Consider the following 22,799-nt stretch of genomic DNA (forward strand, 5'->3'; position numbering starts at 1 on the left):
GAAAGAGCCTGCACAGCACCGGAATCGTATGTGGGGCCAGCAAAAGGCCTTAGGATCGGCCGAAGAACACGTCGCCGGCGGAGATTGCCTCCAACCCGCCGTCATGGCGAAGCAGAAGCCGCCCCTCGCCATCAAGACCTGAGAAGATGCCGGTGAGTTCACGCATAGGGAGGCGGACGGTGATGGCCTCGCCAATGCCACGGGCGCGACCGAGCCAGGCCTCTCGCAGGTCGGAGAAGTCGCCCCTCCGCCATTCGGATAGCCGGTTCGCCATCGCCATGGCGAGAAGGCCGAACATTGCCTCGGGCTCGGTGGGATAACCGATCTCGGCGAGATCGGTAGCGCTATAGAGCGCGACGTCGGGGTGATGGACGCAGTTGACGCCAATGCCGGCGACCACCACCCTGCCCTCACGTGTGGTCGTTGCCTCAATCAGGATGCCGCAGAGTTTGGCTCCGGCGTAGAGAATGTCGTTTGGCCATTTGATGGCGAGGTCGGCCCGTGCGAAAGGCGGCAATGCCGCTGCGACCGCATCATGGACGGCAAGCGCCACCACAAGCGGCATTTCGCCGAGCCGTGCCTCCTCGATGGGATCGCGCAGCATCAGCGAGGAATAGAGATTGCCTGGCTCGGATGTCCAAATCCGCCCACGCCGGCCGCGCCCCGCCGTCTGGCAACGGGCGACAACCCAGAGCCCCGATTCCGCGCCTTGCCTGGCCCGCTCAAACGCTTCGGCGTTGGTCGAGCCGACCGCGTCGAGATGAACGGCCGTATAGCCAGCGGGACAAACAAGTCCCGGACCATCAGTCATTGTTCCGGACGCCTCAGAATAGCGTGTGCGCGGCGGCCAGTGCCGCGTCACCCAGCGGCCCCAACACCAATGCGAAGGCGGCAACGAATAGGCCAGCGATGCCCAGCACCACTTTCAGCTCGCCGCCCATCGGCTCGAAGGCTCCCTTCGGCTCGTCCAGGAACATGATCTTGACGATGCGGAGATAGTAGTAGGCACCCACCACCGAACTCAGGATGCCGATCACTGCGAGCCAATAGAGCCCGGCATTGATAGCGGCGGCGAAGACGAAGTATTTGCCGAAGAACCCCGCAAACGGCGGAATGCCGGCCAGCGAGAACATGATGATCCCGAGCAAGTAAGCCACGATGGGGTTGGTGCGCGACAGGCCGGCAAGACTGTCGATGTCCTCGATCATTACGCCATCGCGGCGCATGGACAGGATCACGGCGAAGGCGCCGGCCGTCATGGCGAGATAGGTGGCGAGATAGATCAGGACACCATAGATACCGGCTTCGGAACCAGCGGCGAGGCCGACCAGTGCAAATCCCATATGGCCGATCGACGAATAGGCCATCAGCCGCTTGATGTTGCGTTGGCCGATGGCCGCGAACGCGCCGAGAATCATCGAGGCCAGCGACATGAAGGCGACGATCTGTTGCCACTCGGCTTTGACCGGCCCCAGCGCCTCCATCAAGACGCGGACGAACAAAGCCATGGCGGCAATTTTCGGCGCGGCGGCGAAGAAGGCGGTGACTGGCGTCGGCGCGCCCTCATAAACGTCGGGCGTCCACATGTGGAACGGCACGGCCGACACCTTGAAGGCAATGCCGGCAGCGACGAAGACGATGCCGAAGGTCAGGCCAAGCGAGGCGTGACCGCCGCTGGTGGCGGCGGCAGCGGCAATGCCGCCAAAATCGACGTGGCCGGTAAAGCCGTAGATCAACGAGGCGCCGTAAAGCAGCATGCCCGACGACAGTGCACCAAGCACGAAATACTTGAGGCCGGCCTCGGTCGAGCGACCGTTGTCACGATGGAAGGCGGCAACGACGTAAAGCGCCAGAGACTGCAGCTCGAGACCGAGGTAGACGGCGATGAGGTCACCCGCCGAGATCATCAGCAGCATGCCAATGGTTGCCAGCACGATCAGCACAGGCAGCTCGAAGTGGAAGAATTTCTCGGCGACCGCAAAGCGCTGGGTCATGACCACCGCCAGCGCCGAACCAATCAGCACCAGCACTTTCAGGAAGCGGCCAAACCCATCGACCACGAAGGAGCCACCGAAGGTAGAGCCGTCGCGGCCGACGATGACCGCCACGGCGGCTGCCACGAGCAGCAGCGCCGATAGACCGAAGACGAGCCCGGTCCGCCGCTCGCCGCCGTAAGCGCCGAGCATAAGGAGAAGAAGGGCACCCACGGCCAGCAGAAGTTCCGGTCCGGCGAGGGCGAAGTCGGGAAGTACGGTCATGGTCTGTGCCCTCAGCGGATCAGCGGCAGCGGCCCGACCGATGCGGTCTGGCCAGCGGCGTCGATCGCCGCGTGAACGGAGCGGAGAAGCGCCTCGAGCGAGGCGGCTGTGGCGTCGAGCACCGGCAACGGGTAGACGCCGAACAGGATCACCAACACGACAAGCGGCGCCAGGATGGCAATCTCGCGCGGGCTGAGGTCCAGCATCGCCTTGAGGTTCGCCTTGGTGAGCGCGCCCCAGACGACACGACGGAACAGCCAGAGGGCATAGGCCGCCGACAGGATAACGCCCAGCGAAGCGAAGGCGGCCACCCAGGTGTTGACCTGGAAGGCGGCCGACAAGGTCAGAAACTCACCGATGAAGCCCGACGTCCCAGGCAGGCCGACATTGGCCATCGTCATCACCATGAACACCGTCGCATAGACCGGCATGCGGTTGACGAGGCCACCGTAAGCCGAGATCTCGCGGGTGTGCAGGCGGTCATAGACCACACCGACACACAGGAACAGCGCACCCGACACCAAGCCATGGCTGAACATCTGGAATACCGCGCCCTGCAGACCCTGCATGTTCAGCGTAAAGATACCCATGGTCACGTAGCCCATGTGGGCGACCGACGAATAGGCGATCAGCTTCTTCATGTCCTCCTGCACCAGCGCCACCAGCGAGGTGTAGACGATGGCGACCACGGAGAGCGTGAAGATGAAGGGGGCAAGATCGACTGATGCCAGCGGGAACATTGGCAACGAGAACCGCAGGAAACCATAGCCGCCCATCTTCAACAGGATGGCGGCAAGCAGCACCGAGCCGGCGGTCGGCGCCTCGACGTGAGCGTCCGGCAACCATGTGTGCACCGGCCACATCGGCATCTTCACGGCGAAGGATGCGAAGAAGGCAAACCACAGCCACCACTGCATGGTGGCGGGGAACGGATGGTTGACCAGCTCGGTGATGTCGGTCGTGCCGCTCTGCCAGTACATCGCCATGATCGCCAGCATCATCAGAACCGAGCCGGCCAGCGTATAGAGAAAGAACTTGTAGGAGGCGTAGACGCGACGCTGTCCGCCCCAGATGCCGATGATCAGGAACATCGGGATCAGGCCGCCTTCGAAGAACACGTAGAACAGTACCAGGTCGGTGGCGCAGAACACGCCTATCATCAGCGTTTCGAGCACCAGGAAAGCGATCATGTATTCCTTGACGCGAACCTGAACCGACTCCCAGCTCGCCAGGATGCAGAAGGGCATAAGGAACGTGGTCAGCAGCACGAACAGGATCGAGATGCCGTCAATGCCCATGCGATAGGCGAAGAAGCCACCCGACCAGCCAGCCGTCTCAGTGAGCTGAAAACCGGGGTTCTTGGGGTCGAAGCCAGTCCAGATGCCGATCGACACCAGGAAGGTGGCAACCGTTGTGATCAGCGCCACGCGCCGGATGTTGAGAATCGCGGCCTCGTCTTGCGCCCGGATCAGCAGGATGAACAGGGCACCCGCCAGCGGCAGGAACGTGGTCAGCGTCAGAAGCGGCATTCCGCTCATACTCATTGTCCCCCGGCGAACATGGCCCAGGTGATCAGGGCGGCAACGCCGATCACCATGGCAAAGGCATAATGGTAGACATATCCGGTCTGCAGTCGCACGACGCGGGCAGTGACATCCTGCACACGGGCGGCAATCCCGTTGGGACCAAGGCCATCGATGATGGTGCCGTCGCCGGTCTTCCAGAACAGCCGGCCGATGGCGAAGGCCGGACGCACGAAGATCAGGTCATAGAGCTCGTCGAAGTACCACTTGTTGAGCAGGAACTTGTAGAGCCCTGGCAGAGCCGAGGCGAGCTTCTTGGGCAGCGCCGGGTTCAGGATGTAGAACCAGAAAGCGATGGCGAGGCCGACCAGCATGGCCACGAAGGGCGAAACCTTCACCAGGAAGGAAACCTCATGCATGGCATGCAGGATATGGTTTTCCGGGCCGTAGAACAGCGAGCCCTTCCAGAACTCCGCCTGCTCTTCGCCGACGTAGTGACCGTAGAAAACCATGCCGGCCAGCACCGCGCCAAGCGACAGCACGACGAGTGGAATGAGCACGACAAGCGGGCTCTCGTGAGCGTGGTCGTAGACGTCCTTGGGCGCACGGCTTTGACCGAAGAAAGTCAGGAAGACGAGACGCCAGGAATAGAAGCTGGTGAAGCCGGCGGCGATCACCAGGAGCACGGCGGCGAAACCGGATACCGGGTTGTGGCCAGCGAACGCGCTTTCGATGATGGCATCCTTGGACAGGAAGCCGGCGAAACCGATCTCCGTGCCGGGAATTCCAACGCCGGTGATGGCCAACGTGCCGAGCGTCATAGCCCAGAACGTCACCGGAATCCTGTGCCGGAGGCCACCCATGGCACGCATGTCCTGCTCGTGATGGCTGGCCATGATCACCGAGCCAGCGCCCAGGAACAGCAGGGCCTTGAAGAAGGCATGGGTGAACAGATGGAACACGCCGGCGCCATAAGCCCCAACGCCGAGCGCTACGAACATGTAGCCGAGCTGCGAACAGGTTGAGTAGGCGATGACGCGCTTGATGTCGTTCTGGACGAGGCCGACGGTGGCCGCGAAGAAGGCGGTGACGGCACCTACCAGCGTGACGACGGTCAGCGCCGTCGGGCTGAGGTCGAACAGTGGCGACATCCGCGCCACCATGAAGACACCGGCGGTCACCATGGTCGCCGCGTGGATGAGAGCGGAGACCGGCGTCGGACCTTCCATGGCGTCCGGCAGCCAGGTGTGCAGCAGGAACTGCGCGCTCTTGCCCATGGCGCCCATGAACAGCAGGAGGCAGATCACCGTGATCGCGTCCCAATCGCCCCACAGGAAGTGGATCGTCTTGCCTTCGACGGTCGCCACGTTGGCGAAGATGTCGGTCAAGCTGATCGTGCCGAACATCACGAAGATGCCGAAGATACCCAGCATGAAACCGAAGTCGCCGACACGGTTGACCACAAAGGCCTTGATGGCAGCCGCCGAAGCCGACGGCTTCTTGTACCAGAAGCCGATCAAGAGATAGGAGGCGAGACCGACACCCTCCCAGCCGAAGAACATCTGAACGAGGTTGTCGGCTGTCACCAGCATCAGCATGGCGAAGGTGAACAGGCTGAGATAGGCGAAGAAACGCGGCCGATCCGGATCTTCGGCCATGTAGCCGATCGAGTAGAGGTGGACCAGCGACGATACGGTGGTCACCACCACCAGCATGACAACGGTCAGCGTATCGACACGGAAAGCCCAGTCGATCTTCAGAGCGCCGGAAGAAATCCAGGTCAGGACCTTGATCGACTGGGTCTCGTGTTCGCCGAAACCGACCGAAATGAAAGCCACCCAGGACAGGATCGCCGAAACGAACAGCAGGCCCGTCGTCACCAACTCGGCCACACGGGAACCCGGCGCCGCCGGCTCAACTGCATGATGGTTGTCGTGACCACCATGGGCATGATCGTCGTGCACGGCATGCGCCACGGGCTCGCCGTGATGGCCGTGGGCGTCGTGACCACCCTCAGGAGCAGGCACGGTAGCCGACGCGCCCCAGAGCGCAATCGCGCCGGCAATGAGAAAGCCGATAAGCGGAAGGAAGACGATGAGGGAATACATCTCTTGCGTCAGCCCTTCATCACGTTGATGTCTTCCACCGCGATGGAGCCGCGGTTGCGGAAGAATGCGACCAGAATGGCAAGGCCGATGGCGGCCTCGGCGGCGGCGACCGTCAGGACGAACAGGGCAAAGACCTGTCCGACGAGATCGCCGAGGAAATGCGAGAAGGCGACGAGGTTAAGGTTGACCGCAAGGAGGATCAACTCGACGCTCATCAGGATAACGATGACATTCTTCCGGTTGAGAAAGATGCCGAGCACCCCGAGCGTGAACAGGATCGCCGCGACCGACAGATAGTGCGCAAGACCGAGCGTCATGGGGTCAACCTTCCTTGTCCGGCGTGGAGCGATGAGCGTAGTTGGTCACAGTCCCCTCCCCGGCTCGACATGCTTGACTTCGATGGCCGTGGCGCGGGTGCGCGCCACCTGAACGGAGATGTTCTGACGCCGTACGGCGACGCGGTGGCGCAGCGTCAGCGTGATGGCGCCGATCATGGCGACCAGCAGCACCAGGCCCGCCACCTGGAAGAAGTAGACGTAGCGCGTATAGAGGAGCTGACCGAGCGCCAACGTGTTGGAAACCTGCGCTGGGTCGGGAATTGGCGCGGAAGCGGTGGCAATCGCCTCCGGAGCGAACACCCAAGCGCCGGCCACCATCAACAGCTCGGCCAGGAAGATCAGACCGACCAGCACACCGATCGGCAGATACTGCATGAAACCCTGCCGCAGTTCGACAAAGTCGACGTCGAGCATCATCACCACGAACAGGAACAACACCGCCACGGCACCGACGTAGACGACGATCAGCAACAAGGCGAGGAATTCGGCACCGGCCAGCATGAACAGGCCGGCCGCGTTGACGAAGGCGAGGATCAGGAACAGCACCGAATGCACGGGGTTGCGGGAAGAAATCACCATGACCGCCGAAGCGATGGCAATCGCCGCAAACAGATAGAAGAACAAGGCCTGGATCATCTCGCTTCGTCCCCGATACGCCCTTTGGCGCGTCCAATTCCGTCAGTCCCTGGCGGCCGATCAGCGGTAAGGCGCGTCAGCCGCGATATTGCGGGCGATTTCCCGCTCCCAGCGATCGCCATTCTCAAGCAACCGCTCCTTGGAGAAATAGAGTTCCTCACGCGTCTCGGTGGCAAACTCGAAGTTCGGTCCCTCGACGATGGCATCCACCGGGCAGGCTTCCTGACAGAAGCCGCAGTAGATGCACTTCACCATGTCGATGTCGTAGCGCGTGGTGCGGCGTGTACCATCGTTGCCGCGCGGGCCGGCCTCGATGGTAATCGCCTGCGCCGGGCAGATCGCCTCGCACAGCTTGCAGGCGATGCAACGCTCCTCGCCGCTCGGATAGCGGCGCAACGCATGCTCACCGCGGAAGCGCGGGCTCACCGCCCCCTTCTCGAAGGGGTAGTTGATCGTCGGCTTCGCCTTGAAGAAGTAGCGCATCGCGAGGAAAAACCCCGACACGAACTCCTTGAGGAGGAAGGACTTTGCCACCTGACTGAGTTTCATCTCACCCGCTTCCTTCATTCCCGATCTAGCATCGCCATGAGGCGATGCCGGCCGAAATCATGTTCCGTCGCCTGTCAGCCCGGCGCCGGAAGACCCGTTCCCGCCACCGACACGCCCAGCCACCAACCCAGGGCAGCAAAGACGGCGGCGTTGACGACGAACAAAACCTTCATCAGAAGGTCCGCCCGCCGCGGCTCCATCCATCCCGGCCGACGCTCCAGCGCCCGCCTTACGATCGATGCGATCACGCCGTAATCGACGAGACCGACACCAATCCCGACCGCCGCTCCAACTATGCCTGCGAGCGACAGATCCATGATCGACTCCCGTCAGGCCGCCCAGCCGGTAATCTGCAGCACGCCGGCCACCAGCACGACGTAGACAAGCGATAGTGGCAGGAACACCTTCCAGCCGAGGCGCATCAACTGGTCGTAGCGGTAGCGCGGCACCATCGCCTTGGCCATGGCGACGAAGAAGAACATCAAGAGCGCCTTGGCCAGGAACCAGATGATGCCCGGCACCCAGGTGAACGGCGCGACGTTGATCGGCGGCATCCAACCGCCCATGAACAGCAACGCCATCATGGCGCACATGGTGCAGATGGCGACGTACTCGCCGAGCATGAACATCATGTACGGGGTCGAGCCGTATTCGACCATGAAGCCGGCCACCAGCTCGGACTCGGCCTCGGCGAGATCGAAGGGCGGACGGTTAGTTTCCGCCAATGCCGAGACAAAGAACACCACGAACATCGGAAACAGTGGCACCCAGTACCAGTTCAAGAAAGCGAGCCAGGGCACGCCGATCATGGTGGCCAGGCCGGTTTCCTGCGAGCGAACGATGGCCGAAAGATTGAGCGAGCCGGCACAGAGCAGCACGGTGATGATGACGAGGCCGATCGACACCTCGTAGGAAACCATCTGCGCGGCGCAGCGTAAGGCCGACAGGAAGGGATACTTCGAGTTGGACGCCCACCCCGCCATGATCGAGCCGTAGACGCTGAGCGAGGAGATGGCGAGGAAGAACAGCACACCGACGTTGACGTCGGCGATCACCCAGCCGTCAGCAACCGGCACCACCACCCAGGCCAGCAAGGCAAGCGTGCAGGTAACAAGCGGCGCCAGCAGAAACAAGCCTTTGGCGGAGCCGGACGGAATGACCGGTTCCTTCAGCACGAACTTCAGAAGATCGGCAAACGACTGGAACAGGCCGAACGGACCAACCACGTTGGGGCCACGCCTGATCTGCACCGCCGCCCAGATCTTGCGGTCGGCCAGCAGGATGAAGGCGACGATGACAAGTAGCACCACCAGAAGCAGCACGCTCTGAGCGGCGATCACCACGACGGGCCAGACGATATCGGACCAGAAGCTCATGGGGCGTCTCTCATTCCGCTGCGATGGAGTGCCCGGAGCGGGCAAGCGCCGAACACTCGGCCATCACCTTGGAGGCACGTGCGATCGGGTTGGTGAGGTAGAAGTCGGCAAACACCGGGACGAAGGGCTCCGGCCGTACGATACCGCCAAGCGCGGCAAGCGTGGCGATCGCTCCGGACTCGGTCGCCGGGATGGTGTCGATGGCGGCGAACTCAGGACGCTCGGCGTAGAGCTTTGCCCGGAGCTGAGCCAGGCTGTCGAAGGACAGCCGGCGGCCGAGCACTTCCGACAATGCCCTGAGCACCGCCCAGTCCTCGCGGGCCTCGCCCGGCGGGAAAGCCGCGCGATTGCCCAACTGAATCCGCCCCTCGGTGTTCACGTAGGTGCCCGACTTCTCGGCGTAGGTAGCGCCCGGAAGAATGACATCGGCACGGTGGGCACCGGTGTCACCATGACTGCCGATATAGACGACAAAGGTATTCGGACCGAGATGCTGAGCCCCGAATTCATCGGCACCCAGCAGGAACAGCACGTCGAGTTCGCCCTTGGTTGATGCGTCGATCATACCGGCAACGTCGCGGCCGCCCTCGCCCGGCACAAGGCCGAGATCAAGCGCGCCGACGCGCGAAGCGGCGGTATGCAACACCGAAAAGCCGTTCCAGCTCTCAGTGACGGCACCAACGTCGGTCGCCAGCTTGGCGGCGAGCGACAGCAGGGCCAAACCGTCGTGACGAATGAGTGCGCCCTGCCCGACGATGATGAGCGGTTTCTGTGCCGCCTTCAGCGCCTCAAACGCGCTGGCATCGAGATGCTGGAGCGCGGCCGGATCGTTGCCAAGGTGCACCTGCGGATAGGTGAGGTCGACCGGCGCACCGATCGTATAGACCGGCAGCTTGCCGCCGCTCGCCCGCCAGCGCTTGCGGATACGGGCATTCATGACCGACGCCTCACGGCGCGGATCAGCACCAATCATCAGGATGGCGTCAGCGTCCTCGATGCCGGCGATAGTGGCATTGAACACGTAGCTGGCGCGGCCAAACTTCGGATGCAGCGCCGTGCCGTCCTGCCGGCCATCGACCGAAACCACACCAAGCGCGGCCATCAATTCCTTGAGCGCGAACATTTCCTCGACGGAAGCGAGGTCACCGATGATGGCGCCCATGCGTTCCGGAGCCGTCGAAGTGACGCGGGTGGCAATCGTCGTGAAGGCATCGCTCCACGACGTGGCACGGAAACGACCATTGGCCTTGACGTAGGGGCGATCGAGCCGCTGTGTCCTGAGGCCATCCCAGATGAAGCGCGTCTTGTCGGAGATCCACTCCTCGTTGACCGACTCGTTGAGGCGAGGCAGCACCCGCATGACCTCTCGGCCACGCACGTCCACCCGGATGGCGGAGCCGACAGCGTCCATGACATCGACGGACTCGGTCTTGGAAAGCTCCCAGGGACGGGCATGGAAAGCGTAGGGCTTGGAGGTCAGCGCACCAACCGGGCAAAGGTCGATGACATTGCCCTGCAATTCCGAGGACAGCGCCTTTTCGAGGTAGCTGGTGATCTCGGCGTCCTCGCCGCGCGAGATGAGGCCCATCTCGGCGATGCCGGCCACTTCCGTTGTGAAGCGGACGCAACGGGTGCAATGGATGCACCGGTTCATCGACGTCTTGACGAGCGGGCCGAGGTACTTGTCCTCGACGGCGCGCTTGTTCTCGATGAAGCGCGAACCGGAGACGCCGTAGGCCATCGCCTGGTCTTGCAGGTCGCACTCGCCGCCCTGGTCACAGATGGGGCAGTCGAGCGGATGGTTGATCAGCAAGAACTCCATCACGCCCTCGCGGGCCTTTTTGACCATGGGCGAATTGGTCAGCACCACCGGCGGCTCGCCGTTGGGACCGGGCCGAAGATCGCGCACGTTCATACCACAGGAAGCGGTCGGCTTCGGCGGCCCGCCCTTCACCTCGACGAGGCACATACGGCAGTTTCCGGCGACCGACAGACGCTCGTGGTAACAGAAGCGCGGAATCTCGGCGCCCGCCGCTTCGCATGCCTGCAGCAGCGTCAGCTCCGGAGCTACATCGACCTCGATCCCGTCGACGATCAGTTTTGCCATGTCGACCCAACCCTTGCTGGAGCCGCGCCGCCCATAGCCGGCAGCCGCCCGTCAAACTCGATCAAACCCGCCCGCTTATTCGGCTGCCATGCCGTGCGCGGATACATAATCGTCGATCCGCGCCTCGATCACCGGGCGGAAATTCCGGATCAACGCCTGCACCGGCCAAGCGGCGGCGTCACCAAGGGCACAAATGGTATGCCCCTCGATCTGCTTGCTCACCTGGAACAGCATGTCGATTTCCTCACGAGCGGCGTTGCCCTGACGCATGCGTTCCATCACGCGCCACATCCAGCCGGTGCCCTCGCGGCACGGCGTGCACTGGCCGCAGCTTTCGTGGCGGAAGAAGTAGGAGATGCGAGAGATGGCAGCGATCACATCGGTGGACTTGTCCATAACGATAAGACCGCCGGTGCCGAAGCTGGAACCAATGGCGCGCATGCCATCGAAGTCCATCTGGGCGTCCATGATCTGGTCGGCGCGAACGATGGGGCACGAAGCGCCACCGGGGATCACCGCCAGGAGATTGTCCCAGCCGCCGCGCACGCCACCGGCATGCTTCTCAATCAGGTCGCGAAACGGAATGCCAAGCTCTTCCTCGACCACGCAAGGCGTGTTGACGTGGCCGGAGATCATGAACAGCTTGGTGCCCTTGTTGTTGTCGCGGCCGAAGCTGGAGAACCAAGCGGCACCGCGCCGCATGATGGTCGGCGTCACGGCGATGGACTCGACGTTGTTCACCGTCGTCGGACAGCCGTAGAGGCCGACGTTGGCCGGGAACGGCGGCTTCATGCGCGGCTGGCCCTTCTTGCCCTCGAGGCTTTCGAGCAGAGCCGTCTCCTCGCCGCAGATATAGGCGCCGGCGCCGTGATGCACGAAGACGTCCATATCCCAGCCCGAGCCGCAGGCGTTCTTGCCGAGAAGGCCGGCATCATAGGCCTGGTCGACAGCGGCTTGAAGCCGCTCCCGCTCGCGGACGAACTCGCCGCGCACATAGATGTAGGCGGCATGGGCGCCCATGGCGAAGCCGGCAAGAAGACACCCTTCCACCAGCGTATGTGGATCATGCCTGAGGATCTCGCGGTCCTTGCAGGTGCCAGGCTCGGATTCGTCGGCGTTGACCACCAGATAATGCGGACGCCCATCCGACTGCTTGGGCATGAACGACCACTTGAGGCCGGTCGGGAAACCGGCGCCACCGCGCCCGCGCAGGCCAGACGCCTGGATTTCCTTGATAATGAAATCGCGCCCCTTGGCCAGGATATCCTTGGTGCCATCCCACTGGCCGCGCTTCAGCGCGCCCTGCAGACCCCAGTCATGGCGTCCGTAGATATTGGTGAAGATGCGGTCCTTGTCCTGCAGCATGACTGAGGTTCCCAGGTCTTCGGTTCAATCTCAGGCGGGCTTGTCGCCGTCCTTGTCGGACGGCCGCCAGCCGCTCACCAGTTTCGCGGATTGCTCGATCCACTTGTCGCGGAGAGCACGGCCGCGGAAACTGCCGAGATGCTGGTCAACCCATCTGAGGTTCATCTCATTCCAGTTGGCGATCTGATCGAAGTGATAGACGCCAAGCTTATGCAATAGCTCTTCGAGCTTGGAGCCGACGCCGTGGATCAGCCTGAGGTCGTCAGGCTTGCCATCGCGCGCCGCTTCAAGCAGCGTCGGCTTATGCAGGTCCGGGACTTTCTCGCTATCGGCCTGCCCTTGCGCCTCAACCACCTTGGGAATGGGCGTTTCGGCAGCCGGCTTGGCGGCCGCCGGAGCTGTCGCAGGTGCCGGGGCAGCAGCGGCTGGCGCTGCCGGCTGCGGGGTCAGCTCCTCGCGATCGAAAGCGCGGTATTTGCCGATCACCGATCCATCGTTGAGCGCAGGATCGGTCAATGAGGTGTCAGCGTTGGCTGGAGCCGAGAAGAAACGCCCGCTTTGCGGGCCCGGTGCCGGCGGATTTCCTGTGGCCAAGCCGTCGATCAGCGCGTTGAAGGTCTCGACGCTCAGATCCTCGTAGGTGTCCTTGCCAACAGTGACCATCGGCGCGTTGACGCAAGCGCCGGCGCATTCGACTTCTTCCCATGAGAAGTCACCGTCGGCGGAAAGCTCGAAGGGATGAGCGGCAAGCCGGTTCTTGCAGATGGCGATGATTTCATCGGCGCCACGCAAGCGACACGGCGTGGTGCCGCAAACCTGGACATGCGCCTTACGGCCAACCGGGGACAGCTGGAATTGCGTATAGAAGGTTGCAACTTCCAGCACGCGAATATCGGGCATGTCGAGCAGCTTTGCCACCGCCTCGATCGCCGGACGGCTGATCCAGCCCTCCTGGTCCTGAGCAACCATCAGAGCTGGGATCACCGCCGAAGCCTGACGGCCCTCGGGATAACGGCCGATCACCTTCTGAAGATAAGCGGCGTTCTCCTCAGTGAAGGCGAAGCTTTCAGGCTGTTCGGAATGAAGACGACGGACGGACATCAGCGATCCACCTCACCAAACACGATGTCGATCGAACCGAGCACGGCCGACACGTCGGCCAGAAGATGGCCGCGACAGAGGAAATCCATGGCCTGCAGATGAGCAAATCCAGGGGCGCGGATCTTGACGCGATAGGGCTTGTTGCTACCGTCCGACACTAGGTAGACGCCAAACTCACCCTTCGGCGCCTCGACGGCGGCATAGACCTCGCCCTCAGGCACGCGGAAGCCTTCGGTGTAGAGTTTGAAGTGGTGGATCAGAGCTTCCATCGACCGCTTCATCTCGGCCCGAGGTGGGGGCGCGAACTTGCCCTGAATGGTCTGTACCGGTCCCTTCTCCACTTTCAGAAGAGCGAGGCACTGCTTCATGATGCGCACGGCTTGCCGCATCTCTTCCATGCGGATGTGGTAGCGATCGTAGCAATCGCCGTTCTTGCCAATGGCGACATCGAAATCAAGCTCGCCATAGATCTCGTAGGGCTGCGACTTCCGAAGATCCCAGGCCGCGCCGGAACCTCGCACCATCACGCCCGAGAAGCCCCACTTCCAAGCGTCTTCCAGGCTGACGACGCCAATATCGACGTTGCGCTGCTTGAAGATGCGGTTCTCTGACAAAAGGGTATCGAGGTCGCTCAGGGCCTGCAGGAAGGGATCACACCACGCCTCGATATCGGCAACGAGCTGCTCAGGCAGATCCTGATGGACGCCGCCGGGACGGAAATAGGCGGCATGCATACGCGAACCGGAGGCACGCTCGTAGAAGATCATCAGCTTTTCGCGTTCCTCAAAGCCCCAGAGCGGCGGCGTTAGCGCGCCAATGTCCATCGCCTGGGTCGTCACGTTGAGGAGGTGCGACAGGATGCGACCGATTTCAGAATAGAGCACGCGGATGATCTGCGCCCGGCGCGGCACGACGATGCCGGCGAGTCGCTCCACCGCCATGCAGTAGGCATGCTCCTGGTTCATCGGCGCCACGTAGTCGAGGCGATCGAAATACGGCAGCGCCTGCAAATAAGTGCGCGCTTCGATCAGCTTCTCTGTGCCGCGATGCAAGAGGCCGATATGTGGGTCGACACGCTCGACCACCTCGCCGTCCAACTCAAGGACGAGGCGCAGCACGCCGTGCGCTGACGGATGCTCCGGCCCGAAGTTGATGTTGAAGTTTCTGACCTGGGCTTCAGCCATCGATCACGCGCCTCAGTTCGTCTTGACCTTCTCATCGCCCGGCAGCACGTAAGTCGTGCCTTCCCAGGGCGACAGGAAGTCGAAATTGCGGAATTCCTGATTGAGCCGAACCGGCTCGTAGACAACACGCTTCTGGGCATCGTCGTAGCGTACCTCGACGTAGCCGGTCATCGGGAAGTCCTTGCGGAGCGGATGGCCATCAAAGCCGTAGTCGGTGAGCAGGCGCCGGAGTTCGGGATGGTCGGTGAACAGGATACCGAACAGATCGTAGGCCTCCCGTTCGAACCATTGCGCGCCAGGAAACACGCCGGAGATTGACGGCACCGGGGTGTCCTCATCGGTCGTTACCTTGAGGCGAAGGCGGGCGTTCCGGGTCGGTGACAGCAGATGATAAACGACGTCAAAGCGCTCGGGCCGTTCCGGATGGTCCACGCCGCAGACATCGATGATGTTGATGAAGCCGAGACCCGGTGCATCGCGCAATCGCGTTACGACGTCGACGATCCGCTCACGCACAACAACGGCGGTCACCTCACCATAGGCGACGGTGACTGAGAGCGCGTCGACACCAAGGGCGCCGCCGACGGCCAGAGCCAATTCGCCAGTTAGATCGTTCGGGGCTTCGCTCATGTTTCACCCAGCCTCGTTGTCGCTCAGCGCTCGATGGTACCGGTGCGCCGAATCTTCTTCTGAAGCAGCAGCACACCATAGAGTAGCGCTTCGGCGGTCGGCGGACAGCCTGGCACATAGATATCGACCGGCACCACGCGATCACAGCCGCGCACCACGGCATATGAATAGTGGTAATAGCCACCGCCGTTGGCACAGGAGCCCATGGAGATGACGTAGCGCGGCTCCGGCATCTGGTCGTAGACCTTGCGGAGCGCCGGAGCCATCTTGTTGGTCAGCGTGCCGGCAACGATCATCACATCGGACTGTCGCGGCGAGGCGCGCGGCGCGAAGCCGAAGCGCTCCATGTCGTAGCGGGGCATCGACGCCTGCATCATCTCGACGGCGCAGCAGGCGAGACCGAACTGCATCCACATCAACGAGCCGGTGCGCGCCCAGTGGATCAAATGCTCGGTCGAGGTCACGAGCCAGCCCTTATCGGCCAGTTCGTCATTGATACCGGTGAAGAAGCCGTCGTCGGCGCCAATCGGCTTACCGGTCCGGGGATCGATGATGCCCTTGGGGGCGGGCGACACCAGCGTCTCTCTCGGGCTCAATCCCATTCCAGCGCCCCCTTCTTCCACTCATAGGCGAAACCAATGGTCAGAACGCCGAGGAAAACCATCATCGACCAGAAGCCGAACAATCCAACCTGCTTGAAAGCCACGGCCCAAGGGAACAGGAAGGCGACCTCCAGGTCGAAGATCACGAACAGGATCGACACCAGATAGAAGCGCACATCGAATTTCATGCGCGCATCATCGAAGGCGTTAAAGCCACATTCGTAGGCCGACAACTTTTCCGGATCGGGATTCTTGAAAGCCAAAATGAAGGGCGCCACCAGAAGCGCTAGGCCGATGGCCAACGCTACGCCGAGGAAAATGATCACCGGCAGGTAGTCCCGAAGGAGTTCATCCATTGTGACCTCGTTGGTTCGGACGCAACCCATTTGCGCAACGCAACAATTTCGTGAGGAGTCGCGTGGGGTCGCCGAATTGCTTGTGGCACGGTTAGCGGATAGACCTTCACTTCGCAAGGGTGTCGAAGGTCCCTTTCTAAGGTTTATTACGCTCAGGGGTATCCCAGAGACAATCCCGGATTCTTGACTAGAAAACGAATGTTTTCACAAGGATGTTACCCTGCTCGTTCCCATGAACGGGCGCGGCGGGAAAAAGCGTGGAAAAACAGATGGACGACACCGACAAACCAATCACTCTCGAGCGTATTCTCACCGCACGGGAGGCGATTTCGGGTCAGGTGATGCATACCCCTTTCCTGCCCGCGCCGCGCCTTGGCCGGCTGACTGGGGCAGACGTATTCGTCAAATACGAGAACCTGCAGGTGACCTCGGCCTTCAAGGAACGGGGCGCCCTGAATCGTCTCCTGACGCTCTCGGCCAGTGAGCGACGACGTGGCGTGATTGCCATGTCGGCTGGCAACCATGCTCAGGCCGTTGCCTATCACGCCGTGCGGCTCGGCATCGCGTCGACCATCGTCATGCCGGTCACGACTCCGCATGTGAAAGTATCTGCGACGGCCGGCTACGGTGCTCGCGTGGTCTTGGAGGGCGAGACGGTGGCCGAGGCGGCGCTGGCGGCCGAGCGGATCGGCGCCGAGGAAAATCTCGTCTTCATTCATCCCTATGACGACAGCGACGTGATTGCCGGCCAAGGCACGCTGGCGGTGGAAATGCTGGAGGAGCGGCCCGACCTCGACGTGATCGCCGTACCGGTGGGTGGCGGCGGCCTCATTGCCGGTATGGCGACGGCGGCCAAGGCTTTGAAGCCGAACATCCGGGTGATCGGCGTTGAGACGCGCATGTATCCCTCGATGTGGGCCGCGGTGAAAGGCATCGACGCCATGGCCGGCGGCGCCACGCTGGCCGAGGGCATTGCCGTCAAGGTGGCCGGACGAAGAACGCTGCCGGTGGTCCGCGACCTCGTCGACACCATCGTGCTCGTCGATGAGAGCCATCTCGAACGCGCGGTCAACGCCTACCTCACCTTGCAGAAAACAATGGCCGAGGGGGCTGGTGCCGCCGGTCTCGCAGCGATGTTCGCCGAACCCGACCTGTTCCGCAGCAAGAAGGTCGGCCTCGTATTATCGGGCGGCAACATAGATCCGCGCATTCTAGCCTCGATCATGATGCGCGAACTCGCCCGGGAGGAGAAGATCGTCGCCATCCGCCTCGCCATTCCGGACCGACCGGGCACGCTCGGCGCCATCACAACGTTGATCGGCGATGCAGGCGGCAATATCCTTGAGGTGTCGCATCGCCGCACCGTGCTGGAGATCCCGGCCAAGGGAGCATCGCTCGACATCACGCTCGAGGCGCGTGATGGCCACCACGCCGAGGAAATCATCGCGGCGCTCAGGGCAAAAGGCTATGGCGTCGAGCGAAAATCGGCGGAGTAGGCGGCACCCGGAGCCTGAGGCGCATTGAAGTCACAAGCCGCATTCCCATATTCGGCTCATCGTTCCCAGGGAGACTTCCATGTCCAATCGGACCTATGACGCTGCCGACTATATCATCGACGAAGGTCGACCCGGCCCCAGCGCCGTCAGCGGAATCCGTACGCGCCGTGTCCTGGCTTTCCTGATCGATGCCGTTATCATCGCGATGCTTACCTTCGCGGTCGGCGTAGTGGTGTTCTTCCTCGGCATCGTGACGCTCGGCCTCGGCTGGATGCTCTACCCGATCCTCTGGCCAGCCGTGGCGCTCGTTTATTGCGCCTTCTCGCTGGGCGGCCCCAATTCCGCAACGGTGGGCATGCGCACCCAGGGCATCGAGGCCCGCTTCATGGACGGCAGTCGCCTCAATCCCGGCATCGCCGCGATCCACGCCGTGCTGTTCTACTTCTCGATATCGGTCCTGACGCCGCTGGTGCTGCTGGTATCGCTGTTCACCGAGAACAAGCGGCTGCTGCACGACATCGTACTCGGCGTCGTCTTCGTCAATCGGTACTGATTCCGCTTTTGGCCTCAAATACCGGCGGCGACATCGCCGCCTTGGCTATTGCGCTTCTCACGCGGGCGATGCTTGGCATCGATGGTCGTTGCGCGGCCTCGGTATGCCCGGATCCATTCCTTCCGTTGATGTTGGTATCTCGCCAGAGCCGGCGAAAGATGCCAAGATCGACAGAACAGACCGACGCACGAACCCATGACGCAACATCCGACCGACGCGCCTCAATTCTTTCTGACCGCGCCGTCCGCCTGTCCCTATCTGCCGGGCAAGACGGAGCGGAAGGTGTTTACCCATATGGTGGGCGAACGCGCCGCGGCGATGAACTCCATCCTGAGCCATGGCGGCTTCCGACGCAGCCAGAACATCGCCTATCGCCCGGCTTGTGAGGATTGCCACTCCTGCGTGTCGGTGCGTGTGCGCGTCGACGACTTCCGTCCTGACAAGAGCCAGCGCCGCAATTATGCGCGCAACAACCACCTGATCGGCGCCGAGCTACCGCCGGCTGCGACGGGCGAACAGTATTCGCTCTTTCGTTCCTATCTCGACGCCCGCCATGCCGACGGCGGCATGGTGGATATGACGGTGGGCGACTACGCCGCGATGGTCGAGGAAACGCACGTGTCGACCATGATGATCGAATACCGGCGGCGCGGCATCAATACCTTCCTGAACGGCATGGGGGACGGGCCGCTGATCGGCGCGGCCCTGACCGATGTGCTGATCGATGGCCTGTCCATGGTCTACTCGTTCTACGAGCCGGACCTACAAAGCGACGGGCTCGGCACGTTCATGATTCTCGATCATATCGAGCGGACGCGGCGGCGTGGGTTGCCCTATCTCTACCTTGGCTATTGGGTACAGGGCTCGCGCAAAATGGACTACAAGCGCCGCTACAAACCCTTGGAATATCTGACACCCACAGGCTGGGCGATACTGCCCGACGAGCCGGCCGGGATCGATTTTGCGTAAAGGATGGTGCCCACCGCCAACCTGAAATCCGATCGAACTGGCGCGGCATTTCATCTTATTGTTGTTCCCGCATCCGCTTTTACCGAAAGGGCTGCCCTTTTCGGATGGGTGCTTGAGTTTTTCCGGCCCCGCGTTCGGCCGGCGGCATCCACGGAGGCGTCCTAATGACCGACAGCATTCTTGATACGATCGGCAACACTCCGCTGATCCGTCTTCGCCACGCTTCCGAGGCAACAGGTTGCGAGATTCTCGGCAAGGCGGAGTTCATGAATCCGGGGCAATCGGTCAAAGACCGGGCCGCTCTCTACATTATCCGTGATGCTCTGGCGACCGGGCGCCTTCAGCCTGGCGGCACCATCGTCGAAGGCACCGCCGGCAATACCGGAATCGGTCTGGCGCTGGTTGGCAGCGCTCTCGGCCTCAAGACGGTGATCGTCATTCCGGAGACGCAGTCGCAGGAAAAGAAGGACTACCTTCGCATGGTGGGCGCCGAACTGGTGGAAGTACCGGCCGTTCCCTACCGAAATCCCGACAACTACGTGAAGCTATCCGGTCGACTCGCCGACCAGCTGGCAAAGACCGAACCGCGAGGTGCCATCTGGGCTAACCAATTTGATAACATCGCCAACCGGCAAGCGCATATCGACACCACCGCGCGCGAAATCTTCGAGCAGACGAACGGTAGGGTCGATGGCTTCATCTGCGCCGTCGGATCCGGCGGCACGCTGGCCGGTGTCGGTATCGGTCTCAAGGAGCGGAAGCCGAGCGTAAAGATCGGCCTGGCCGACCCATATGGCGCAGCGCTCCATTCCTGGTATACAACCGGCGAACTCAAGGCCGAAGGGTCATCAATCACCGAGGGTATTGGACAAGGTCGTATCACAGCCAATCTCGAAGGCGCGCCGGTGGATTTCTCCTGCCGCATCTCCGATGAGGAGGCGCTCGCGATACTGTTCGATCTCGTCGAACACGAGGGTCTCTTCCTCGGCGGTTCCTCAGGCATCAATGTCGCCGGCGCCATCGCCCTTGCCCGCGAAATTGGCCCAGGACACACCATCGTCACCGTGCTTTGCGACGGTGGCGCACGTTACGCGTCGAAGCTCTACAACCCGGCCTTCCTAAGGAGCAAGAACTTGCCGGTGCCGAACTGGCTCAATGCTCCCAGGAAATTCAGGCCGCCGTTCGAGGCGGCGTGACGGAGGAAAAGCGATGACCGAGGCATTGTACCTCGATAACCCCTATCTGGAACTTGTCGAGGCAACGGTGACCGCTGTCGGCACAGATGGGGGGCTTTATGTCGACCGGTCGATCTTCTATCCACAAGGCGGCGGTCAACCCGGCGACTGTGGATCGATCGAGTGGGGAACAGGGCTAAGAACGAACATTAAAAATACCGTCTATAGCCCTGATAGATCGTCAATCATTCTCATCCCCAGAGGTGATCAAGATTTGCCGCAGCTTGGCCAGACGATCATCCAGCATATCGATTGGGCCCGCCGTCATGCCCTGATGCGAATGCATACGGCTATGCATCTCCTGTCCGTGGTGCTGCCTTATCCGGTCACCGGCGGGCAAGTCGGGATTGAGGAAGGTCGGCTCGACTTCGACCTTCCGGAAGGTGAAACAGTGGAAAGGGTGTCTGCCAACGACGCCATCAACGCGCTGATCCGCGCTGACCACGCCGTCACCACCGAGTGGATCAGCGATGATGAACTTGTCGCCAATCCGACTCTCGTCAAAACGATGAAGGTGAAGCCGCCGACTGGCGCCGGCCGGGTGCGCCTCGTTCGCATCGGCGCCGATATCGATCTTCAGCCCTGCGGCGGCACGCACGTGAAATCCACGGGCGAGATCGGTGAGGTGCATATCGCCAAGATCGAGAACAAGGGCCGGATCAACCGCCGTGTCCGCCTGCGTTTCGGACCATCCGCCGAGAGCGCCTAGAGCAACATGCGTTCTGACGAGCGCAAATCGTTGCTCTAGGTCTTTGTTGTCGCATTGATTTTGCGAAAAACCGGTTTCCACTTTTCTCCACAATGCGCTAGTTCGCCACCATCAACGAGGAGCCGAGTCATGCCCGTTCATCCGGACCCGCATTTTGTTACTGCCGACTGGCTCTCACGCCACCTCGACGACCCCAGTGTGGCCGTTGTTGACGGCTCTTGGCATATGCCTGCAACCGCGCGAAATGGCTGGACCGAATATCTGGCCGGACATATTCCGCGCGCCGTCTTCTTCGATGTCGATGCCATCGCAGATACAACATCTCCCCTGCCGCATATGCTGCCATCGCCGGAAGCCTTCGCAACTGCCATGGGTGCCCTTGGCATCAGCCATGGACAGACGATCGTCATATACGACAGCTACGGCCTGCGTTCGGCCGCACGCGTTTGGTGGACATTCCGAGCGATGGGCGCAGAGGATGTTGTCATTCTGGATGGCGGGCTCCCGGCCTGGATCGCCGAGCATCTTCCGCTCGAGGAGGGTAAGCCCTCCAGAATCGAACAAAAGACGTTCAGCCCGTCCTTCAAGCCGGCCTTGGTGCGGAATTTCGATGAGGTCAAGGCAGCGCTCGGGAGCGAGATCAAGATCCTGGATGCGCGCTCAACCGGCCGCTTCCTGGGTCAGGAGGCGGAACCGCGCGCCGGCCTTCGTTCAGGGCACATGCCCGGCGCCATCAACATCCCCTTTGGCGATGTCATCGATGGCGAACGCATGAAATCATCATCGGATCTTCGGGCGCTGTTCGCTTCACGCGGTGTCGATACCAGCAAGCCCATCATTACCAGTTGCGGCTCGGGGGTCACAGCTGCCGTTCTAGCCCTCGCCCTTGACGTGATCGGGGCGCGCGCTGTTGCCGTCTACGACGGTTCCTGGACCGAATGGGGCGGACGCTCCGACGCGCCGGTGGTCACCGACTGACGGGGATTGCTCTTTGATAGGGTGCGAATGAGGCCTTCGGCAGCGTCGGCCGACTCCGCGGTGACGAGGCCGAAAGAGATCACGAACTTGGCAGCGTCCTCGACCGTCATGTCGAGAAGGATAATATCCTCCCGCCTGATGAATACGAGATAGCCACCGGTCGGGTTGGGCGTGGTCGGCACGTAGACGGTGAGCATGTCTTCACCGCCGTTCAGTCGTTCCGCCACCTCTCCACGCGTTGTGCCGGCGACAAAACCGATGGTCCAAATGCCCGTGTGAGGAAAGCGGACCAATGCGGCCTGCTTGAAGGCATCGCCTTTATCGGCAAGCACCGACGAGAAGATCTGCTTCAATCCTTTATAGAGATTGCGCACGACCGGCATGCGATCGACCAGCTCTTCCGAAAACGAAAAGATCGAAGCACCGACGATATTCGCGGTCAAAAAGCCGATCAGCGTGATGAGGAAAACGGCGACAACCAAACCGTAGCCGGGGACGCGAAAAGGCAAATAGGTGTCGGGATTATAGGCGAGCGGCAAATAGGGCTTCACCCAGCTGTCTATCCACGACACCATCGACCATGTGAGATAAATGGTAATTCCGGCCGGGCCGGCTACCAGCAAACCGGTCAGGAAATAGTTCCTAAGTCTCGTCACGCCCCCAGTCCTTCCGTCATCCGTTCACCGCCCCATATTGCCCGCGCATGAGGAACAAGTGAAGTTTTCC

Annotated in this window: 23 protein-coding genes; 6 read left to right on the top strand and 17 right to left on the bottom strand. The window is 61.8% G+C overall.

All coding sequences use genetic code 11. The annotated features are described in order from the left end of the window. Window positions 1-49 precede the first annotated feature (49 nt). The 16 genes from AB6N07_RS17700 to AB6N07_RS17775 form a co-directional block, all read right to left on the bottom strand. Complete coding sequence (locus AB6N07_RS17700) at window positions 50-811, bottom strand: biotin--[acetyl-CoA-carboxylase] ligase (RefSeq protein WP_370674384.1); 762 nt, start codon at window positions 809-811, stop codon at window positions 50-52. Between the two features lie 13 nt (window positions 812-824). Then, window positions 825-2,258, bottom strand: coding sequence for an NADH-quinone oxidoreductase subunit NuoN (nuoN, locus tag AB6N07_RS17705; RefSeq protein ID WP_370674385.1), 1,434 nt, complete (start codon window positions 2,256-2,258; stop codon window positions 825-827). Window positions 2,259-2,269: 11 nt separating this feature from the next. Next, a complete protein-coding gene (locus AB6N07_RS17710; RefSeq protein WP_370674386.1) occupies window positions 2,270-3,796 on the bottom strand; it encodes an NADH-quinone oxidoreductase subunit M in 1,527 nt (508 codons plus the stop codon). A 2-nt stretch (window positions 3,797-3,798) separates the two neighbouring features. Then, a complete protein-coding gene (gene nuoL / locus AB6N07_RS17715; protein ID WP_370674387.1) occupies window positions 3,799-5,889 on the bottom strand; it encodes an NADH-quinone oxidoreductase subunit L in 2,091 nt (696 codons plus the stop codon). An 8-nt stretch (window positions 5,890-5,897) separates the two neighbouring features. After that, window positions 5,898-6,206, bottom strand: coding sequence for an NADH-quinone oxidoreductase subunit NuoK (gene nuoK, locus AB6N07_RS17720; RefSeq protein WP_026783452.1), 309 nt, complete (start codon window positions 6,204-6,206; stop codon window positions 5,898-5,900). A gap of 45 nt (window positions 6,207-6,251) precedes the next feature. Then, on the bottom strand, window positions 6,252-6,863 hold the full coding sequence (locus AB6N07_RS17725; RefSeq protein WP_370674388.1) for an NADH-quinone oxidoreductase subunit J: 612 nt from the start codon (window positions 6,861-6,863) through the stop codon (window positions 6,252-6,254). A 60-nt stretch (window positions 6,864-6,923) separates the two neighbouring features. Further along, on the bottom strand, window positions 6,924-7,412 hold the full coding sequence (gene nuoI / locus AB6N07_RS17730; RefSeq protein WP_370674389.1) for an NADH-quinone oxidoreductase subunit NuoI: 489 nt from the start codon (window positions 7,410-7,412) through the stop codon (window positions 6,924-6,926). A 74-nt stretch (window positions 7,413-7,486) separates the two neighbouring features. Then, on the bottom strand, window positions 7,487-7,729 hold the full coding sequence (locus tag AB6N07_RS17735) for a hypothetical protein (RefSeq protein WP_370674390.1): 243 nt from the start codon (window positions 7,727-7,729) through the stop codon (window positions 7,487-7,489). A gap of 12 nt (window positions 7,730-7,741) precedes the next feature. Next, the gene (gene nuoH / locus AB6N07_RS17740; protein ID WP_370674391.1) at window positions 7,742-8,788 is read right to left on the bottom strand and encodes an NADH-quinone oxidoreductase subunit NuoH; all 1,047 of its coding nucleotides are present in this window, start codon (window positions 8,786-8,788) and stop codon (window positions 7,742-7,744) included. Window positions 8,789-8,798: 10 nt separating this feature from the next. Beyond that, window positions 8,799-10,895 carry an NADH-quinone oxidoreductase subunit NuoG gene (gene nuoG, locus AB6N07_RS17745; protein WP_370674392.1) on the bottom strand — a complete coding sequence of 699 codons (2,097 nt, stop codon included), beginning with the start codon at window positions 10,893-10,895 and terminating at the stop codon, window positions 8,799-8,801. 75 nt (window positions 10,896-10,970) lie between these two features. Then, window positions 10,971-12,260, bottom strand: coding sequence for an NADH-quinone oxidoreductase subunit NuoF (nuoF, locus tag AB6N07_RS17750; protein ID WP_370674393.1), 1,290 nt, complete (start codon window positions 12,258-12,260; stop codon window positions 10,971-10,973). Window positions 12,261-12,290: 30 nt separating this feature from the next. Continuing rightward, window positions 12,291-13,361 carry an NADH-quinone oxidoreductase subunit NuoE gene (gene nuoE / locus AB6N07_RS17755; RefSeq protein ID WP_370674394.1) on the bottom strand — a complete coding sequence of 357 codons (1,071 nt, stop codon included), beginning with the start codon at window positions 13,359-13,361 and terminating at the stop codon, window positions 12,291-12,293. Continuing rightward, complete coding sequence (locus AB6N07_RS17760) at window positions 13,361-14,545, bottom strand: NADH-quinone oxidoreductase subunit D (RefSeq protein WP_370674395.1); 1,185 nt, start codon at window positions 14,543-14,545, stop codon at window positions 13,361-13,363. The genes nuoE and AB6N07_RS17760 overlap by 1 nt, the downstream gene beginning before the upstream one ends. A 12-nt stretch (window positions 14,546-14,557) precedes the next feature. Then, window positions 14,558-15,175 carry an NADH-quinone oxidoreductase subunit C gene (locus AB6N07_RS17765; RefSeq protein WP_370674396.1) on the bottom strand — a complete coding sequence of 206 codons (618 nt, stop codon included), beginning with the start codon at window positions 15,173-15,175 and terminating at the stop codon, window positions 14,558-14,560. 23 nt (window positions 15,176-15,198) lie between these two features. Beyond that, the gene (locus tag AB6N07_RS17770; protein ID WP_370674397.1) at window positions 15,199-15,777 is read right to left on the bottom strand and encodes an NADH-quinone oxidoreductase subunit B family protein; all 579 of its coding nucleotides are present in this window, start codon (window positions 15,775-15,777) and stop codon (window positions 15,199-15,201) included. Then, window positions 15,768-16,133, bottom strand: a complete 366-nt coding sequence (locus AB6N07_RS17775; RefSeq protein WP_370674398.1) for an NADH-quinone oxidoreductase subunit A — start codon at window positions 16,131-16,133, stop codon at window positions 15,768-15,770. The genes AB6N07_RS17770 and AB6N07_RS17775 overlap by 10 nt, the downstream gene beginning before the upstream one ends. A 269-nt stretch (window positions 16,134-16,402) precedes the next feature. On the opposite strand from AB6N07_RS17775, the gene AB6N07_RS17780 reads away from it, so the two are divergent. From AB6N07_RS17780 to sseA, 6 genes are all read left to right on the top strand, one after another. Next, window positions 16,403-17,629 (top strand): threonine ammonia-lyase, encoded by a 1,227-nt coding sequence (locus AB6N07_RS17780; RefSeq protein ID WP_370674399.1) that lies wholly within the window; start codon window positions 16,403-16,405, stop codon window positions 17,627-17,629. A 79-nt stretch (window positions 17,630-17,708) separates the two neighbouring features. Continuing rightward, window positions 17,709-18,182 (top strand): RDD family protein, encoded by a 474-nt coding sequence (locus tag AB6N07_RS17785; protein WP_370674400.1) that lies wholly within the window; start codon window positions 17,709-17,711, stop codon window positions 18,180-18,182. A 195-nt stretch (window positions 18,183-18,377) separates the two neighbouring features. After that, a complete protein-coding gene (locus tag AB6N07_RS17790; RefSeq protein ID WP_370674401.1) occupies window positions 18,378-19,151 on the top strand; it encodes an arginyltransferase in 774 nt (257 codons plus the stop codon). Between the two features lie 164 nt (window positions 19,152-19,315). Beyond that, window positions 19,316-20,347, top strand: coding sequence for a cysteine synthase A (locus tag AB6N07_RS17795; RefSeq protein WP_370674402.1), 1,032 nt, complete (start codon window positions 19,316-19,318; stop codon window positions 20,345-20,347). Between the two features lie 13 nt (window positions 20,348-20,360). Further along, complete coding sequence (locus AB6N07_RS17800; RefSeq protein ID WP_370674403.1) at window positions 20,361-21,095, top strand: alanyl-tRNA editing protein; 735 nt, start codon at window positions 20,361-20,363, stop codon at window positions 21,093-21,095. Window positions 21,096-21,224: 129 nt separating this feature from the next. Continuing rightward, window positions 21,225-22,073, top strand: a complete 849-nt coding sequence (sseA, locus tag AB6N07_RS17805) for a 3-mercaptopyruvate sulfurtransferase (protein WP_370674404.1) — start codon at window positions 21,225-21,227, stop codon at window positions 22,071-22,073. Here the strand turns inward: sseA and AB6N07_RS17810 are convergent. Then, window positions 22,013-22,729 (bottom strand): DUF502 domain-containing protein, encoded by a 717-nt coding sequence (locus AB6N07_RS17810; RefSeq protein ID WP_370674405.1) that lies wholly within the window; start codon window positions 22,727-22,729, stop codon window positions 22,013-22,015. The genes sseA and AB6N07_RS17810 overlap by 61 nt on opposite strands. Window positions 22,730-22,799: the final 70 nt, after the last annotated feature.

This window comes from Pleomorphomonas sp. PLEO, assembly GCF_041320595.1.
Classification (GTDB): Bacteria; Pseudomonadota; Alphaproteobacteria; order Rhizobiales; family Pleomorphomonadaceae; genus Pleomorphomonas.